15 protein-coding genes and 1 pseudogene are annotated in these 16,868 nt (G+C 70.9%); 6 read left to right on the top strand and 10 right to left on the bottom strand.

Annotated features, from left to right (window positions below; genetic code table 11):
- A pseudogene (locus AB0K11_RS19155) lies at positions 1-641 on the top strand (LysE family transporter).
- 6 nt (positions 642-647) lie between these two features.
- Here AB0K11_RS19155 and nadC read toward each other — a convergent pair.
- From nadC to nadA, 3 genes are read right to left on the bottom strand one after another with little or no spacing between them, the layout of a single operon-like run.
- Entirely contained in the window at positions 648-1,523 is an 876-nt protein-coding gene (gene nadC / locus AB0K11_RS19150) for a carboxylating nicotinate-nucleotide diphosphorylase (protein ID WP_364980025.1), read from the bottom strand.
- Complete coding sequence (locus tag AB0K11_RS19145) at positions 1,514-3,118, bottom strand: L-aspartate oxidase (RefSeq protein ID WP_364980022.1); 1,605 nt, start codon at positions 3,116-3,118, stop codon at positions 1,514-1,516. Before AB0K11_RS19145 ends, nadC begins: the two co-directional genes overlap by 10 nt.
- On the bottom strand, positions 3,115-4,140 hold the full coding sequence (gene nadA, locus AB0K11_RS19140) for a quinolinate synthase NadA (RefSeq protein WP_364980019.1): 1,026 nt from the start codon (positions 4,138-4,140) through the stop codon (positions 3,115-3,117). The genes AB0K11_RS19145 and nadA overlap by 4 nt, the downstream gene beginning before the upstream one ends.
- A gap of 46 nt (positions 4,141-4,186) precedes the next feature.
- Between nadA and AB0K11_RS19135 the strand changes: the two genes are divergently transcribed.
- Positions 4,187-4,879: an NUDIX domain-containing protein gene (locus AB0K11_RS19135; protein WP_364980016.1), complete on the top strand. Its 693-nt coding sequence runs from the start codon at positions 4,187-4,189 to the stop codon at positions 4,877-4,879.
- Between the two features lie 42 nt (positions 4,880-4,921).
- Positions 4,922-6,274 (top strand): lipase family protein, encoded by a 1,353-nt coding sequence (locus tag AB0K11_RS19130; RefSeq protein WP_364980013.1) that lies wholly within the window; start codon positions 4,922-4,924, stop codon positions 6,272-6,274.
- Here the strand turns inward: AB0K11_RS19130 and AB0K11_RS19125 are convergent.
- From AB0K11_RS19125 to bioB, 3 genes are read right to left on the bottom strand one after another with little or no spacing between them, the layout of a single operon-like run.
- The gene (locus AB0K11_RS19125) at positions 6,210-6,863 is read right to left on the bottom strand and encodes a DUF2567 domain-containing protein (protein ID WP_364980010.1); all 654 of its coding nucleotides are present in this window, start codon (positions 6,861-6,863) and stop codon (positions 6,210-6,212) included. The two genes, AB0K11_RS19130 and AB0K11_RS19125, sit on opposite strands and share 65 nt — an antisense overlap.
- Positions 6,860-7,087: a hypothetical protein gene (locus AB0K11_RS19120; protein ID WP_364980007.1), complete on the bottom strand. Its 228-nt coding sequence runs from the start codon at positions 7,085-7,087 to the stop codon at positions 6,860-6,862. Before AB0K11_RS19120 ends, AB0K11_RS19125 begins: the two co-directional genes overlap by 4 nt.
- An 11-nt stretch (positions 7,088-7,098) precedes the next feature.
- Entirely contained in the window at positions 7,099-8,094 is a 996-nt protein-coding gene (gene bioB, locus AB0K11_RS19115; RefSeq protein ID WP_364980004.1) for a biotin synthase BioB, read from the bottom strand.
- A 45-nt stretch (positions 8,095-8,139) separates the two neighbouring features.
- Between bioB and AB0K11_RS19110 the strand changes: the two genes are divergently transcribed.
- Complete coding sequence (locus AB0K11_RS19110; protein WP_364980001.1) at positions 8,140-8,733, top strand: TetR family transcriptional regulator; 594 nt, start codon at positions 8,140-8,142, stop codon at positions 8,731-8,733.
- Between the two features lie 40 nt (positions 8,734-8,773).
- Here the strand turns inward: AB0K11_RS19110 and AB0K11_RS19105 are convergent, their stop codons facing one another.
- From AB0K11_RS19105 to AB0K11_RS19090, 4 genes are read right to left on the bottom strand one after another with little or no spacing between them, the layout of a single operon-like run.
- Entirely contained in the window at positions 8,774-9,295 is a 522-nt protein-coding gene (locus AB0K11_RS19105) for a 2'-5' RNA ligase family protein (protein ID WP_364979998.1), read from the bottom strand.
- Positions 9,296-9,982, bottom strand: a complete 687-nt coding sequence (bioD, locus tag AB0K11_RS19100; protein WP_364979995.1) for a dethiobiotin synthase — start codon at positions 9,980-9,982, stop codon at positions 9,296-9,298.
- On the bottom strand, positions 9,979-11,127 hold the full coding sequence (locus AB0K11_RS19095) for an 8-amino-7-oxononanoate synthase (protein WP_364979992.1): 1,149 nt from the start codon (positions 11,125-11,127) through the stop codon (positions 9,979-9,981). The genes bioD and AB0K11_RS19095 overlap by 4 nt, the downstream gene beginning before the upstream one ends.
- A 32-nt stretch (positions 11,128-11,159) precedes the next feature.
- Positions 11,160-12,449 (bottom strand): adenosylmethionine--8-amino-7-oxononanoate transaminase, encoded by a 1,290-nt coding sequence (locus AB0K11_RS19090; RefSeq protein ID WP_364979989.1) that lies wholly within the window; start codon positions 12,447-12,449, stop codon positions 11,160-11,162.
- Positions 12,450-12,540: 91 nt separating this feature from the next.
- Between AB0K11_RS19090 and AB0K11_RS19085 the strand changes: the two genes are divergently transcribed.
- Both AB0K11_RS19085 and glgX read left to right on the top strand, forming a co-directional pair.
- A complete protein-coding gene (locus AB0K11_RS19085) occupies positions 12,541-14,700 on the top strand; it encodes an acyltransferase family protein (RefSeq protein ID WP_364979986.1) in 2,160 nt (719 codons plus the stop codon).
- 4 nt (positions 14,701-14,704) lie between these two features.
- Positions 14,705-16,867, top strand: a complete 2,163-nt coding sequence (gene glgX / locus AB0K11_RS19080) for a glycogen debranching protein GlgX (RefSeq protein ID WP_364979983.1) — start codon at positions 14,705-14,707, stop codon at positions 16,865-16,867.
- The last annotated feature ends 1 nt before the right edge of the window (position 16,868 follow it).

Below are 16,868 nucleotides of genomic sequence, written 5' to 3'. Positions count from 1 at the left end.
ATGGCTTTCCAGGTGTGGCTGACGTTCCTGGGCGCGGCGGTGCTGATCGCGTCTCCCCGGGGGCGGGCGCCGTGCAGTGCATGGCGACCGGCCTCACCCACGGGGTCCGGCGCGGGTACTGGTCGATCGCCGGCCTCGAGGTCGGGCTGATGCTGCAGTTGGCGCTGGTCGCCGTCGGACTCGGCGCGGCGGTGGCCAATTCGATCCTGGCGTTCCACGTCATCAAGTGGATCGGTGTGGCCTATCTGCTCTACCTCGCGGTGCACCAGTGGCGCGCCGCCGCTGTGGATTTGCGCGCCCAGGTCGGCAGGACCGTCGACGGCGGCCGCGTCGCGCTGCTGGTCCGCGGCTTCCTGGTCAACGCCACCAACCCCAAGGGCCTGGTGTTCTTCCTCGCGGTGCTGCCGCAGTTCGTCATCCCCACCGCGCCGCTGATGCCGCAGTACCTGGCGATCGGGGCGACGATGGTCGCGGTCGACCTCGTCGTGATGGGGCTCTACACCGGGCTGTCGGCCCGGCTGATCCGCTGGCTGCACACCCCGCGGCAGCAGACAGTCCTCAACCGGACGCTGTCCGGGTTGTTCGCCACCGCCGCGGTGGTGCTGTCACTGGTCCGCCGCGGCGGGCCCGCGACCGCCTGACGCACTTCAGACGTCCAGGCCGACGTCGAGCACCCGCACCGAGTGGGTGAGAGCGCCGACCGCCAGGTAGTCCACCCCCGTGCGGGCGTAGTCGGCCGCCGTGTCGAGGGTCAGCCCGCCCGAGGACTCCAGCCGGGTGGCAGGTGCGGCGTTGTTGCGGCGCTGCACGGCGATCTGGGTCTGCCAGACCGGGAAGTTGTCGAGCAGCACCAACCCGTCGGCGCCCAGGCCTTCCGCCAGCACGTCGTCGAGCTGTTCCAGCGAGTCGACCTCGACCTCGCACGGCAGGTCGGGCGCCGCGGCCCGCACCTGGCGCAGCGCTGCCACCACCGAGCCTGCCGCCGCGACGTGGTTGTCCTTGATCAGCGCGGCGTCGCCGAGGCCCATCCGGTGGTTCTCCCCGCCACCGACCCGCACCGCGTACTTCTGCAGCGCCCGCAGGCCCGGCAGCGTCTTGCGGGTGTCGCGGATCCGGGCGTCGGTGCCGGACACCGCGTCCACCCATGCGGCGGTGGCGGTCGCGATGCCCGAGAGGTGGCAGACCAGGTTCAGCATGGTGCGCTCGGCGGTCAGCAGGCCGCGGGTGGGCCCCTCGACCGTGAGCAGCGCGTCTCCGGCGTCGAGCCGGGCACCGTCCTGCACCCGGTGGGTGATCCGGTAGCCGTCGCGGCCGATCACCTCGTCGAGCACGAGCACCGCGAGGTCGAGTCCGGCGGCTACGCCGGGTTCGCGGGTGACCATCGCCGCGGTGGTGGTGGCGTGCTCGGCGACCGTGGCCCGGGTGGTGACATCCGGGCCGTAGCGCAGGTCCTCGTCGAGCGCGCGGGCGACGATGTCGCGGGCCTCGCGCAGTTCCGCCTCGCTCAGCGTCGTCAGCAGCATGCCGCGATCTCCTCCTGTGCGTGCACCCGGCCGTCGGCGTCGCGGGTGATGCCGATGCTGACGGCCTGCTGCGGGTCGGTGTCCGGGTGGTCGACGCGGTGGTGACAGCCCCTCGACTCGGTGCGGTGCGCGGCGGCCACCGCCACCGCCCGCGCGGTCAGCGTGAGTGCCGCATCCTCGGCGTCGGCGCGACCGCGGATCCGCCGTACCGGCGCGCCGTCGAGCGTGTCGACCAGGTGCCGTAGACCCGCCGCGTCGCGGACCACGGAGGCGTGCGCGCTCATCGCGGACTGGAGTTCGGCGCGAGGGACCGCGAGCACCGGGGCCCGGTCGGTGACCTCGGCGCGCGGGGCGCCGGACGCCGCGGCGTGCCCGGCGGCCGCACGGCCCGCGCGGCCGCCCACCACCAGGCCTTCGAGCAGGCTGTTCGACGCCAGCCGGTTCGCGCCGTGCATGCCGGTGCGGGCCACCTCGCCTGCCGCGAACAGTCCGGGCAGCGAGGTGCGGCCCGCGACGTCGGTGACCACGCCGCCGCAGCTGTAGTGCGCGCCCGGAACCACCGGGATGGGCTCGCGAGCGGGGTCGACGCCGGCCTCGCGGCACGCCGCGGTGACCGTGGGGAACCTGCGCTCGAAGTCGTCGATGCGCCGGGCGTCCAGGAACACGCATGGGTCACCGGTCCGGCGCAGCCGGTCGTCGATCGCCGCGGCGACCACGTCGCGCGGCGCGAGATCCCCCATCGGGTGCACCCCGGCCGTCACCGGAGCACCTCGCCCGTCGACCAGGTTCGCGCCCTCACCACGGATCGCCTCGGTGACCAGCGGGCGGCGGCCGCCGCCGGGCCCGGTGTACAGCATGGTCGGGTGGAACTGGATGAACTCGACGTCGCTGACCGCGACGCCCGCCTCCAGCGCCAGTGCGACGCCGTCACCGGTGGACCCCTCCGGATTCGTGGTGGCCGAGTAGAGCTGGCCGAGTCCGCCCGTCGCCAGGATGACCGTGGGGGCGTGCACCACCCCGAGGCCGTCGGCGTTGAGCACCAGCAGGCCGGTCACCGCGGCGCCGTCGTGCAGCACCTGCAGCGCGACGTGGTCACGGCGGATGTCGAGGCGGGCCGCCGCCCGGTCGAGCGCCCGCTGCACCTCGGCGCCGGTGGCGTCGCCGCCCGCGTGGATGATGCGCCGCCGGGTGTGCCCGCCTTCGCGAGTCAATGCCCAACGCCCGCTTGCACTTTCGTCGAAGCGTGCGCCGTCGTCGACCAGGTCGGCGACGGCACGGTAGCCGTCGGCGACGATCGACCGGACCGCGTCCGGATCACACAGCCCGCCACCTGCGGCCAGCGTGTCGGCGACGTGCGCGGTCACCGAGTCGTCGGTGTCGGCCAGGCCGTCCGGCAGCACCACCGCGATGCCACCCTGGGCGTAGAAGGTGGCCGTCACCCCTTCGGACTCCGAGGCCTTGCTGAGCACGAGCACCCGGCTGCCGCGGCGCTGCGCGGTGAGCGCGGCAACGAGTCCCGCAACCCCGGTGCCGACCACCACGACGTCGGCGCGGACCTGCCACATGCCGCCGCCGCACGCGGCCTGCCGCGTCATTCCCCGCCGCCGGGCTGACCGATCTCGATCATCCGCTGAACGCTGCGCCGGGCCAGCCGGGCGGTCTCGGGGTCGACGTCGACGACATCGGTGCCGTGGGTCAGGCTGCGCAGCAGCGCACCGGCGGTGATCATCTTCATGTACTTGCACGACGCCCGGTCGTTGACGGCCTGGAAGTCGATCTCCGGTGCGGCGCGGCGCAACTGGTGCAGCATGCCGACCTCGGTGGCTACCAGCACCTGACGTGCCTTGGACTCGCGAGCGGCGTCGAGCATCCCGCCGGTGGACAGGATCTTCACCCGGTCGGCGGGGAACGACCCCTCGCCGGCCAGGTAGAGAGCCGATGTGGCGCAACCGCATTCGGGATGAACGAACAGCTCGGCATCGGGGTGGGTGCGGGCCTGCTCGGCCAGCTCGTCACCGTTGATGCCTGCGTGCACGTGGCACTCGCCCGCCCACACGTGCAGGTTCGTCCTGCCCGTGACGCGCCGGACGTGGGCACCCAGGAACTGGTCCGGCAGGAACAGCACCTCGCGGTCCTCCGGAATGGAGGCCACCACCTCGACGGCGTTGGACGACGTGCAGCAGATGTCGGTCAGCGCCTTCACCGCGGCGGTGGTGTTGACGTAGGACACCACCACGGCGTCGGGGTGTTCGGCCTTCCACTCCCGCAGATCGTCGGCGGTGATGGAGTCCGCCAGCGAGCAGCCCGCCCGCTGGTCCGGGATGAGCACCGTCTTCTGCGGCGAGAGGATCTTGGCGGTCTCGGCCATGAAGTGCACGCCGCAGAACACGATCGTGTCCTCGGGCGCCTCCGCGGCGATCCGCGACAGCGCGAGTGAGTCGCCGACGTGGTCGGCCACGTCCTGGATCTCGGGCAGCTGGTAGTTGTGCGCCAGCACGGTGGCGCCGCGCTGCCGGGCCAGCCGCCGGATCTCGGCCGCCCACTCCTGCGTGGGCACGACGTCGTCTGCCAAGCTTCCGGAGTGGTCTCCTGCGAACGTCCGGTCCAGAACCGTCACGGTCGCCCCCTTCGATCGGTGAGGTTTTCGACTTATGATCGAAAACATGCCCAATCGTAGCACTGCCCACGAGGTTCTCGCCGTCGTGTTCCAGGTTCGCGGGCTCGACACCCGGCAACCCGCCCTCCACGTGCTGTTATGGCAACGCGCGCTGGCTCCCGAACGCGGCAGGTGGTCACTGCCGGGCGGACGGCTCGGTGACGACGAGGACCTGATCAGCTCGGTGCGGCGCCAGCTCGCCGAGAAGGTCGACCTGCGTGAACTCGCCCACCTTGAGCAGCTGGCAGTGTTCTCCGACCCGTCCCGGGTGCCGGGTCCACGCACGATCGCCTCCACCTTCCTCGGCCTGGTGCCCTCCCCCGCCACGCCTGCCCTGCCCGCCGACACCCGCTGGCACCCGGTCAGCGCACTGCCGGAGATGGCGTTCGACCACGAACCGATGGTGCAGCACGCCCACGCCCGGCTGGCGGCCAAACTCTCCTACACCAACATCGGATTCGCGTTGTCTCCCAAGGAATTCGCACTGTCCACGCTGCGTGACATCTACGGCGCCGCACTCGGCTACCAGGTCGACGCCACCAACCTGCAGCGGGTGCTGGAACGCCGCCAGGTGATCAGCCGGACGGGCACCACCGCGCGCTCGGGCAAGAGTGGCGGCCGCCCGCCTGCGCTGTTCCGATTCGCCGAATCGCGCTACCGCGTCACCGACGAGTTCGCCGCATTGCGCCCGCCGGGGTGAGTCGACTGGCTTCTTAACGACCTCTTAAGGGATAGTGGCCGGATGGACTTGGGCAATGTGGCACGGGACACCGGCGCCGAGTGGATCGGCCAGCCACTGCACGAGGACGTCGTGCCCAGGACCCGACCGGTGCTGCCGAACAGGGATCCCTTCTATCAGCCACCCTCCGGTTTCGAACACGCCCGGCCCGGCACCGTGCTGCGCTCGCGCGACGTCGAGCTGGCGTTTCTCGGCCTGGTCCCGCAGAAGTTCACCGCGACCCAGCTGCTGTACCGCACCACCGACCTGCACGGCGCCCCGTCGGCGTCGGTGACCACCGTGGTGGTGCCCACCGAGCGCACATCGGAGAAGCCCTGCCCGATCGTGTCCTACCAGTGCGCCATCGACGCGGTGGCAGGGCGCTGCTTTCCGTCCTACGCGCTGCGCCGCGGCGCCAGGGCCGTCGGCGCGCTTGCGCAGTTCGAGTTCCTGCTGGTCGCCGCGGCGCTCGCGGAGGGCTGGGCGGTTTCGGTACCCGACCACGAGGGCATCAACGGCATCTGGGGCGCTCCCTACGAGCCCGGCTACCACATCCTCGACGGCGTGCGGGCCGCCCAGAACTGCGAGCGTCTCAACCTCTCGGCGAACGCGCCGGTGGGGCTGTGGGGATACTCCGGCGGCGGGCTCGCCACCGCATGGGCGGCCGAGGTGTGCGCCGAGTACGCGCCCGAACTCGACGTCGTCGGCGCGGTCCTCGGGTCACCGGTCGCCGACCTCGGCCACGCTTTCCGCCGGCTGAACGGCAGCTTCTACTCCGGCCTGCCCGCGATGGTGGTGGCCGCGCTGACCCACATCTACCCCGAACTCGACGAGGTGATCCAGGAGCACGCCACCGAAGAGGGCAAGGCGATGCTGCTGCGCATCGAGAAGATGACCACCGCACACGCAGTGCTGCGCTGGATCGGCATGGACATGGACAAGTTCGTCGACGCGCCGCTCGAGCAGATCCTGCAGACGCCGCAGGTGCAGGGCGTGTTCGACCGCATCAAGCTCGGCACCGCCGTGCCCACCCCGCCGGTGCTGATCGTGCAGGCCGTGCACGACCGGATCGTGTCGGTCGACGACATCGACGAACTGACCGAGACCTACTGCAGCGGCGGCGCCAACGTCACCTACCACCGCGACATGTTCAGCGAGCACATGCTGCTGCACCCGATGTCGGCGCCGATGACGCTGCGCTGGCTGCGCGACCGGTTCGCCGGCAAGCCGCTGCGCGCGCACCTGACACGGACCAAGTGGCCGACCATGCTGAACCCGTCGACCTACCGCGGCATGCTGAGGCTCGGTGTGATCAGTGCGAAGGTGATCGCGGGCCGACGGGTCGAGCGTCGTCCGCTGTCCCAGTTCGATCAGTAGCTGGCTGCCAGCCATCCTGCGGCGGCCATCCGCCCAGATCATCACGCGCGGTGGACACCGCCAGCAGCGCGTACACCAGCGCCGCGACGGCCGCCGGGAACAGGATCGTCACCAACACCTGCAGCGGCGAGTGACCGAAGAACACCGCGGGCGCCTCGGTGACGTAGTGCACCCGGTGCTCGGGTGAGACCGGGGCGGCGGCGACGTCGACCGCGCCGTAGCGCAGCCGCGCGATCCCGGCGCCGACACCCGCGGCCACCGCGGCAGCGCCACCACATCCCACGCTGAGGGCGGCGACCAGCACGGGCCCGCGGTGTGCCCGCCACTGCCAGAGCAGGACCGCGGCCACCACCGCGACCACCAGCAGCATGCCGACGAGCAGGGCGGCGGAGGTGAAGAAGTGGTCGGCCTCGTCGCCGAGGAACGCCTTGACGCGCTCGCCTTGGCGGCTGAGCACCACCACGCCCTGCACCGGCGGCGCGAGGAACGCCCACAGCGCCCCCACCAGCGCGCCCGTGACGACCAGCCCTCCGATCACCAGCAGCACCGCGCGCCGGCGGCCTGCGTCGAGCGGCAACGGCGCGCTCACCGCTGCGATTCCAGATCGTGGGAGTCGACCAGACCGTGCCGCGAGCACTTGGCCCACCACCCGTCGGGCCGCACCTGGACGATCATCCGGCGCCCGCAGCCGGCACAGAAGCGGGGCGGCTCGAGTCCCAACTGGGCTGCCGTCGGCACGACGCTGCCCGCGGGCCCGCCGGTGTAGACGTTGTAGACACCGGCGCTCACCGGCGCGGGCAGTTCGTGGGTCATCACCTACGGTTCTACAGGGTCGCGTTGAGAGCCTTGATCGGCATCTGCAGATCCTCGAGCAGCGCGAGGTCGGATTCGGCGGGCCGGCCCAGCGTGGTCAGGTAGTTGCCGACGATCACGGCGTTGATGCCGCCCAGGATGCCCTGCTTGGCCCCCAGGTCCCCGAGCGTGATCTCGCGGCCGCCGGCGAAGCGCAGCATGGTCCGCGGCAGCGCCAGCCGGAACGCCGCGACCGCCTTGAGTGCCTCCGACGCGGGCAGCACATCGAGGTCGCCGAACGGTGTGCCGGGACGCGGGTTGAGGAAGTTCAGCGGCACCTCGTGCGGGTCCAGCTCGGCGAGGTTGGCGGCGAACTCCGCGCGCTGCTCCAGCGACTCCCCCATGCCGAGGATGCCGCCGCAGCACACCTCCATGCCGGCCTCGCGGACCATCCGCAGCGTGTCCCAGCGTTCCTCCCACGAGTGGGTGGTGACGACGTTGGTGAAGAACGACCGCGCGGTCTCCAGGTTGTGGTTGTAGCGGTGTACGCCCATCGCCGCCAGCTGCTCGACCTGCTCCTCGGTGAGCATGCCCAGCGAGCACGCGATCTGGATGTCGACCTCGTTGCGGATGGCCTCGATGCCCGCGGCGACCTGCGCCAGCAGCCGCTCGTCCGGGCCGCGCACCGCCGCCACGATGCAGAACTCCGTCGCGCCGGTCTTGGCGGTCTGCTTGGCGGCCTCGACCAGGCTGGGGATGTCCAGCCAGGCGCTGCGCACCGGCGAGGCGAACAGCCCGGACTGCGAACAGAAGTGGCAGTCCTCGGGGCAGCCGCCCGTCTTGAGGCTGATGATGCCCTCGACCTCGACGTCGGGTCCGCACCACTTCATCCGCACGTCATGGGCGAGCGCGAGGAGGTCGTCCAGGCGATCGTCGCCCAGCTGCAGCACCTGCAGCGTCTGGTCCTGCTTGAGGCCCTCGCCGCGTTCGAGCACCTGCTCGCGTGCCACTGCCAGAATGTCGCTCACCCGTACTCCTCACGTCTTGAACAGTGTTCAGGTTAGGGTAATCGTGTGCAGCTGCACAAACGCGACGTGGTCGACGCGGCGACCACCATCCTCGACGAGTACGGCATCAGCGACCTGACCATGCGCCGGCTCGCCCGTGAGCTCGCCGTCACCCCGGGGGCGCTGTACTGGCACTTCGCCAACAAGCAGCAGCTCCTCGGCGCGGTGGCCGACCGCATCCTCGAGCCGGTCGGTGAGGTGCGCGGCGACTGGCGCGACCGCGTCGCCGGCCTGTGCGGGACGCTGCGCGACGCGCTGTTATCGCACACCGACGGCGCCGAGCTGGTCTCGGCGAGTTTCGCCGCAGGCCAGTCCGAGGCGATGATTCGGATCGTCGGCCACCTCGGCGCGGCGGCGGCCGATGCCGGTGTCGACCCCGCGCACACCGGCCTGGCGGCCCGCACGGTCGTGTACTACGTGCTCGGCTTCACCGCCGACGAGCAGTCCCGGCTGCAGTGGGACGCCGCAGGCGCAGAGCTTCCCGATGGCCAGTCCCCGTTGGCCGACGATGCCAGCGGCCGGTTCCGCTTCGGCGTCGAACTGCTCGTCAACGGCATCGGGGTCGCCGAACACGAATGGGTGCGCGGGATGCGACCGTGATCACCGTCGACGACGTGCGCGCGCTGTCTGGCGGCGACGGTCAGCTGATCGGGTACTCGACCTTCTCGTCGCCGTCCCAGTGCCGCAGCCCGACCGCGTGGCCACGCACGTCGCGCGCCACCGACGGAAGCGCGAACGCAGTGGGCAGCTGATCGGCCGGAACCCGCCGCGCCAGCGTCACGTGTGGCGTCCAGTGGCCCGGATCAGCGTGCGGCAGAACGCCGTTCGGCATGTGCGGCAGGCACAGCCGATGGACCTCCTCGTGCAGCGCCAATAATTCGGTCGAGGGAACGAGAAGCCGCACCAGGGTGAAGGCGCGGCCGCCGAACAGCATCGGCGCGCCGATCGTGCACTCCAGCGGCAGTCGCTGCAGCACCGGCCGCAGCGCCGTGTCGACCTCGGCGTCCATCCGTTCGGCCACCGTCACCGTCGTGTGCGGACGGTTGCTCGGTGACCTGTGCCCCGCCTGACTCCGCACGCCCGCCGCCATCAGGTCGTCCCACACCCGCCGGATCGCGGCGTCGGTGTCGTCGTCGAAGATCAACTCGACGCTGTGCACCATCTACAGGCTCGCGATCCAGCCGGGGTCGAACGCCGCGGCGCTCATCGCCTCGAACTCCGCGGCGCTCATCGTTCCCGCGCCCGCAGGCAGGACGGCCCGCACCGGGGCAAGCACCGACAGCGAGTCCCGGTTGTCCGTCTCGGCCACACCGGGCTGCGCGGGCCACGCACCGATCACCACGCCCGCACACGAAACACCTTCGCGGGCGAGCGCTTCCAGCGTCAGCGCGGTGTGGTTCAGCGTGCCGAGGCCGGCCTTGACCACCACCAGCACCGGCGCGGACAGCGAGACCGCGAGGTCGCGCAGCGTCGCGCCGTCCGCGCCGACGTGCACGAGCAGGCCGCCCGCACCCTCCACCAGCGTCAGCCGGCCCGGGGCGTCCACCGCGCGCACCGAGTCCGCCAGCTCGTCGAGGGTGGGCAGCGGCAGGCCGGCCCGGCGGGCCGCGGCCACCGGTGCCAGCGGTTCGGGATAACGCCAGGACCCGTGCAGCGCCGTCACCCCCGAGAGGCGGCGCACCTCGGCCAGGTCGTCGTCACCGGGACCGTCGTCCGACCGGGCGCCCGTCTGCACCGGCTTGCACACTGCGACGTCGACGCCGGCCAGCCGCGCCGCGCAGGCCAGAGCGGCGGTCGCGACCGTCTTGCCGACTCCGGTGTCGGTGCCGGAGACGAGGCAGACGGTCACCCGCGGGCCGCGGCCAGCGCGCGGGTCAGCACGTCGCGGGCGAGGCTCATGTCGTCGTCGGTGAGCGACGCCCGTGCGGTCAGCCGCAGCCGCGACGTCCCTGCGGGCACCGTCGGCGGCCGGAAACACCCGACCCGCACGCCGTGGTCCAGGCAGTCGGTCGCCGCCGCCAGTGCGACCTCCGGCTCGCCCAGCACCACGGACACGACCGCGGACTCCGGGCGTTCGGTGACACCGCACACGTCGGCCAGGCCTGCTGCCCGATCCAGCACCGCCCCGGCCCGCCACGGCTCGGCGGTCAGCACCCGCAGCGCCGCCCACGCCGCGCCGACCGCGGCCGGGGCCAGCCCGGTGTCGAAGATGAACGGCCGCGCCGCGTCGATCAGATGCGCGCGCACCGCCGCCGGGCCGAGCACCACGCCGCCCTGACTGCCGAGCGCCTTGGACAGGGTGGTGGTCATGACCACATCGGGGGCGCCCGCAAGGCCGACCTCCTGCAGCAGCCCACGTCCGCCGCTGCCGCGCACCCCGAGGCCGTGCGCCTCGTCGACGACGAGCAGTGTGCCGTGGCGCCGGCACACGTCGTGCAGCGCGCGCAGCGGCGCCATCACACCGTCGGCGGAGAACACCGAGTCGGTCAGCACAACGGCGCGGGCCTCGGTGCGCCCGGCCAGCGCCTCGGCGACGGCGTCGACGTCGCGGTGCGGCGTCACGGCCACCCTGGCCCGGGACAGCCGGCAGGCGTCGACCAGGGAGGCGTGCGTGAGCGCGTCGGAGACCAGCAGCGTGCCGGGCCCGGAGAGCGCGACGACGGCGCCGAGATTGGCGGTGTAGCCGGACGAGAAGACCAGCGCCGACTCGGCTCCGACGAAGTCGGCGAGCGCACGCTCGAAACCCTCGTGCAGCTCGGTGTTCCCGGTGACGAGCCGCGAGCCGGTGGAGCCTGCGCCCCAGGTGCGCAGCGCGTCGACGCCGCCGGCGATGACGTCGGGATGTTGGGACAGGCCCAGGTAATCGTTGGACGCCAGGTCGAGTTCGGCGCCGACGGGCGGGCGGGACCGCAGCGAGCGGCGCAGTCCGTCGGCGCGGCGTTGCTGCTCGACATCGGCCAGCCAGGCCAGCGGCGAGAGGCCTGCGCGCGTCATCCAGCCCCTCCTCTCGACGACTTGAACACCGTTCAGGTTAGCGCACGGGCGACCGCGACCATCGCGGCGGTGATCGTGTCCACCTCGTCGGCGGTGCAGATGTACGGCGGCATCACGTACACGAGGTCGCGGAACGGCCGCAGCCACACGCCGTGCTCCAGCGCGGTCACCGTCGCCAGCGGCACGTCGACGGGCCGGTCCAGCTGGATGACACCGATCGCGCCGAGCACGCGCACGTCGGCGACACCCGCCAGGTCCCGAGCCGGGGCCAGGCCGGCACGCAGGCCCTCCTCGATGGCGCGCACCCGGGCCCGCCAGTCCCCGGCGAGCAGCAGCTCCACCGACGCCACCCCGACCGCGCACGCCAGCGGGTTGGCCATGAACGTCGGCCCGTGCATCAGCGCGCCGGGCTCCCCCGCGCTGATGGTGTGCGCGATGTCGGCGGTGCACAACGTCGCGGCCAGGGTGATGTACCCGCCGGTGAGTCCCTTGCCGACGCACATCACGTCGGGCCGCACGCCGGCGTGGTCGGCGGCGAACAGTTCGCCGGTGCGCCCGAAGCCGGTGGCGATCTCGTCGAAGATCAGCAGCACGCCGTGCCGGTCACAGATCGCCCGCAGGTCGGTCAGGTAGCGCGGGTCGTGGAAGCGCATGCCTCCCGCACCCTGCACCACCGGCTCGACGATCACCGCGGCCACCTCGTCGGCGTGGGCGGCCAGCAGCCGCTCGAACTCCGCGGAGTAGGCCGGGTCGTGGCGTGCGGGCACCGGCGGCGCGAACACCTGCCGCATCATCACGTCGGTCCACAGCGAGTGCATCCCGCCATCGGGGTCGCACACGCTCATCGGGGTGAACGTGTCGCCGTGATAGCCGCCCCGCCAGGTCATCAGCCGGTGCTTACCGGGCCTGTCCAGGCTGCGCCAGTACTGCAGCGCCATCTTGGCGGCCACCTCCACCGACACCGAACCGGAGTCGGAGAAGAACACCGTGTCCAGACCTTCGGGCGTCACCTCGACGAGCAGCTGCGCCAGCCGGGCCGCCGGTTCGTGGGTCAGGCCGCCGAACATCACGTGGTTCATCGTCGCCAGCTGGTCGACGATCGCCGCGTCGAGCACCGGGTGCCCGTGGCCGTGGATGGCGGTCCACCACGACGCCATCGCGTCGAGCACCTCGAGCGGGCGCTCCTCGTGCACCACGGTCAGGTAGGCACCCCGCGCACCCACCGCGACCACGGGCGGAAACGCCTCGGCGCCGATGGTGCTGTAGGGGTGCCACACGTGGGCGGCGTCGATCGCGCTGATCTCCGCGGGCGTCAGGGGCACGGGCTCCGAGCCTACTTTCCCGCTCCGGAGCAGGGCGGCGACCACCGCGACATGAGTCAGCGGCCGAAGTTGGGTAAATTGCTTGTCGACCATGATCACCCTCGCCGCCCCCAGGCCGGCGCCCACCAAAACCGGTTCCGGTCCGCGCGCCGCCATGGGTTCCCGAACGTCGGGCTTCTACCGACACGACCTCGACGGTCTTCGTGGTGTCGCGATCGCGATGGTGGCGGTGTTCCACATCTGGTTCGGCCGGGTGTCCGGCGGAGTCGACGTCTTCCTGGCGCTCTCGGGTTTCTTCTTCGGCGGCCGGCTGCTGCGCGCGGCACTCACCCCCGGCGTGTCGCTGCGGCCGGGGCGCGAGGTCATCCGGCTGGGCCGGCGGCTGCTGCCTGCGCTGGTGGTGGTGCTCGCCGCCGCCGCGGTCCTGACGATCCTGGTCCAGCCCGAGACCCGGTGGGAGACCTTCGCCGACCAGAGCCTGGCCAGCCTGGGTTACTACCAGAACTGGGAGCTGGCGAACACCGCGTCGGACTATCTGCGCGCCGGCGAGACGGTCAGCCCGCTGCAGCACATCTGGTCGATGTCGGTGCAGGGCCAGTTCTACATCGCCTTCCTGGCGCTGATCCTCGGCCTGGCAGTGCTGCTGCGGCGCATTCTGCGCCGCCACCTCAAGGCCGTGTTCGTGGTGCTGCTGACCGCGCTGACCGTCGCGTCCTTCGTGTACGCGATCCATGCCCATGACGCCGACCAGGCCACCGCCTACTACAACAGTTTCGCGCGGGCCTGGGAGTTGCTGCTCGGTGCGCTGGCCGGCGCACTGGTGCAGTACGTGCGCTGGCCCATGTGGTTGCGGACGATCATCGCGACGGTGGCGCTGGCGGCGATCCTGGCCTGCGGCGCCCTCATCGACGGGGTCAAGGAGTTCCCCGGCCCGTGGGCACTGGTACCGGTCGGCGCCACCATCCTGTTCATCCTGTCGGCCGCGAACCGCCTGGCCGACCCGCACACCGGCGGCCGGCTGCCCGCCCCCAACCGGCTGCTGGCCACCAAGCCGTTCGTCGCCCTCGGTGCGATGGCCTACTCGCTGTACCTGTGGCACTGGCCGCTGCTCATCTTCTGGCTGTCCTACACCGGCCACCAGCGGGCGACCCTCCTCGACGGCGCGGGCGTGCTGCTGGTGTCGGGGGTGCTGGCCTGGCTGACCACCCGCTACATCGAGGAGCCGCTGCGTTACCGCGCGCCGGTGGCGACCAGCCCCGCGGTGCCGCTGCGTTCGCGGTTGCGCAGGCCCACGATCGTGCTCGGCTCGGTGGTCGCGCTGCTCGGCGTCGCACTGACCGCAACCTCCTTCACGTGGCGCGAACACGTCACCGTCGAACGTGCCAGCGGCAAGGAGCTGTCCGGGCTGTCGGCCCGCGACTACCCCGGTGCGCGGGCACTGCTCAACCAGGCGAAGGTCCCCAAGCTGCCGATGCGGCCCACCGTGCTCGAGGCCAAGAATGACCTGCCCGCCACCACCAACGACGGCTGCATCAGCGACTTCGACAACATCGGTGTGATCAACTGCACCTACGGCGACAAGACCGCGACCCGCACCATCGCCCTTGCCGGCGGCTCGCACGCCGAGCACTGGGTCACCGCGCTCGACCTGCTCGGCAGGCTGCACAACTTCCGGGTGGTCACCTACCTGAAGATGGGCTGCCCGCTCACCACCGAAGAGGTGCCGCTGGTGATGGGCGACAACCGGCCATACCCGAAGTGTCACCAGTGGAACGAGCGGGTGATGGACAAGCTGATCGCCGACCACCCCGACTACGTCTTCACCACCTCGACCCGGCCGTGGATCACCAAGCCGGGCGACGTCATGCCGGCGAGCTACCTCGGCATCTGGGAACGGTTGTCGCAGAACCAGATCCCGATCCTGGCGATGCGCGACACGCCGTGGCTGGTGCGCGACGGCGAGCCGTACTTCCCGTCCGACTGCCTGGCCGGCGGCGGCGATGCGATCTCCTGCGGCATCAAGCGCGCCGAGGTACTCTCCGACCACAACCCGACACTGGACTTCGTCGCTCGATTCCCGATGCTGAAAGCCCTCGACCTCAGCGATGCGGTGTGTCGCCAGGACTACTGCCGCGTAGTGGAGGGAAACATATTGCTGTACCACGACTCTCACCACATCTCGGCGACGTACATGCGCACCATGACCAACGAACTGGGACGACAGATCGCCGCTGCCACCGGCTGGTGGTGACCCCGTGACCGCAGCATCCCCCGCGCCGAACCCGCGCAGCGCCACCACCGTCTGGCCGGGTGAGGCCTATCCTCTCGGCGCCACCTATGACGGTGCAGGCACCAACTTCTCGCTGTTCTCCGAGGTCGCCGATCGCGTCGAACTCTGCCTGATCGCCAAGGACGGCACCGAGGAGCGGATCGACCTCGAAGAGGTCGACGGATACGTGTGGCACGCCTACCTGCCCACCGTCACGCCGGGACAGCGCTACGGGTTCCGTGTGTACGGCCCGTGGGATCCGCCCGCGGGGCACCGGTGCGATCCGAGCAAGCTGCTGCTCGACCCGTACGGCAAATCCTTCCACGGCGACTTCGCGTTCGGCCAGGAGCTGTTCTCCTACGATCTTGCCGCCGACGACCTGGCGAGCGGTGGCACCCCGCCGCGGATGGATTCCCTCGGGCACACCATGACCAGCGTGGTGATCAACCCGTTCTTCCAGTGGGGATCGGACCGGGCGCCGCGCACGCCGTACCACGAGACGGTGATCTACGAGGCACACGTCAAGGGCATGACGCAGACCCACCCGGGCATCCCGGAGGAGCTGCGCGGCACCTATGCGGGCCTGGCCCATCCGGTCATCATCGACCACCTCAAGTCGCTGAACATCACGGCGATCGAACTGATGCCCGTGCACGCCTTCATGCACGATCACCGGCTGCTCGACCTGGAATTGCGAAACTACTGGGGCTACAACACCTACGGGTTCTTCGCGCCGCACCACCAGTACGCGTCCAATCGGCACGCAGGCGGCGCCGTCGCCGAGTTCAAGACGATGGTGAAGGCCTTCCACGAGGCGGGCATCGAGGTCATCCTCGACGTCGTCTACAACCACACCGCCGAAGGCAACCACCTCGGGCCCACGATCAACTTCCGCGGGATCGACAACGCGGCCTACTACCGACTGCTCGACGGCGACCTGCGGCTGTACAAGGACTTCACCGGCACCGGCAACAGCCTCAACGCCCGCCACCCGCACACCCTGCAGCTGATCATGGACTCGCTGCGCTACTGGGTGCTCGACATGCACGTCGACGGATTCCGGTTCGACCTGGCCTCCACCCTGGCCCGCGAGTTCTACGACGTGGACCGGCTGTCGGCGTTCTTCGACCTGGTGCAGCAGGACCCGGTGGTCAGTCAGGTCAAGCTGATCGCCGAACCGTGGGACATCGGCGAAGGCGGTTACCAGGTCGGCAATTTCCCAGGTTTGTGGACCGAGTGGAACGGGAAGTATCGCGACACTGTGCGTGATTACTGGCGGGGCGAGCCCGCGACCCTCGGCGAGTTCGCCTCGCGGCTGACCGGATCGTCCGACCTCTACGAGGCCACCGGACGCCGGCCCAGCGCCAGCATCAACTTCGTCACCTGCCACGACGGCTTCACGTTGAACGACCTGGTGTCTTACAACGAGAAGCACAACGAGGCCAACGGCGAGGACAACCGCGACGGCGAGAGCCACAACCGGTCGTGGAACTGCGGCGTCGAGGGGCCTACCGACGACCCCGACATCACGGCGCTGCGCGGCAAGCAGATGCGCAACATCCTGGCGACACTGATGTTGTCCCAGGGCACCCCGATGATCGCCCACGGCGACGAGATCGGCCGCACCCAGCGCGGCAACAACAACGTGTACTGCCAGGACTCCGACATCGCCTGGATGGACTGGTCGCTGTGTGAGACCAACGCCGACCTGCTGGACTTCACCCGCAAGGTGATCGGGGTGCGCAAGAAGCACCCGGTGTTCCGGCGCAGGCGGTTCTTCGAGGGCAACCCGATCCGCAGCGGCGACGAGGTGCGCGACATCGCGTGGCTGACACCGGCGGGCACGGAGATGACGCCGCAGGACTGGGGCACCGGACTGGGCAAGTGCGTCGCGGTGTTCCTCAACGGCGAGGCGATCTTCGCGCCGAACGCGCGCGGCGAGCGGGTGGTCGGCGACTCGTTCCTGCTGTGCTTCAACGCCCACGACCGCGTGCAGGACTTCGCCGCGCCGGAAGGCTTCTACGCCAACGAGTGGACCGCCGAACTCGACACCGCCGATCCCGCCGGCGCCACCGAGCTGGTGGTGGCGGCGGGCGAGAAGGTCTCGCTGCCGGCCCGTTCGGTCCTCGTGCTGCGCAAGACGGCCTGAC

The sequence above is a fragment of the Mycobacterium sp. NPDC050551 genome (assembly GCF_040674075.1).
In the GTDB taxonomy this organism is placed as follows: Bacteria; Actinomycetota; Actinomycetes; order Mycobacteriales; family Mycobacteriaceae; genus Mycobacterium.
Note: the sequence above shows the minus strand (reverse complement) of the source record. Positions and strands in the feature narration are given on the sequence as shown.

What these genes read in the sequence shown, in the direction of transcription:
- AB0K11_RS19120 (WP_364980007.1), bottom strand. Translation starts at nt 7,087, where the DNA reads ATGACCCACGAACTGCCCGCGCCGGTGAGCGCCGGTGTCTACAACGTC.
- AB0K11_RS19135 (WP_364980016.1), top strand. Translation starts at nt 4,187, where the DNA reads ATGCCCAATCGTAGCACTGCCCACGAGGTTCTCGCCGTCGTGTTCCAG.
- nadC (WP_364980025.1), bottom strand. Translation starts at nt 1,523, where the DNA reads ATGCTGCTGACGACGCTGAGCGAGGCGGAACTGCGCGAGGCCCGCGAC.
- AB0K11_RS19105 (WP_364979998.1), bottom strand. Translation starts at nt 9,295, where the DNA reads ATGGTGCACAGCGTCGAGTTGATCTTCGACGACGACACCGACGCCGCG.
- AB0K11_RS19095 (WP_364979992.1), bottom strand. Translation starts at nt 11,127, where the DNA reads ATGACGCGCGCAGGCCTCTCGCCGCTGGCCTGGCTGGCCGATGTCGAG.
- AB0K11_RS19145 (WP_364980022.1), bottom strand. Translation starts at nt 3,118, where the DNA reads ATGACGCGGCAGGCCGCGTGCGGCGGCGGCATGTGGCAGGTCCGCGCC.
- AB0K11_RS19130 (WP_364980013.1), top strand. Translation starts at nt 4,922, where the DNA reads ATGGACTTGGGCAATGTGGCACGGGACACCGGCGCCGAGTGGATCGGC.
- AB0K11_RS19085 (WP_364979986.1), top strand. Translation starts at nt 12,541, where the DNA reads ATGATCACCCTCGCCGCCCCCAGGCCGGCGCCCACCAAAACCGGTTCC.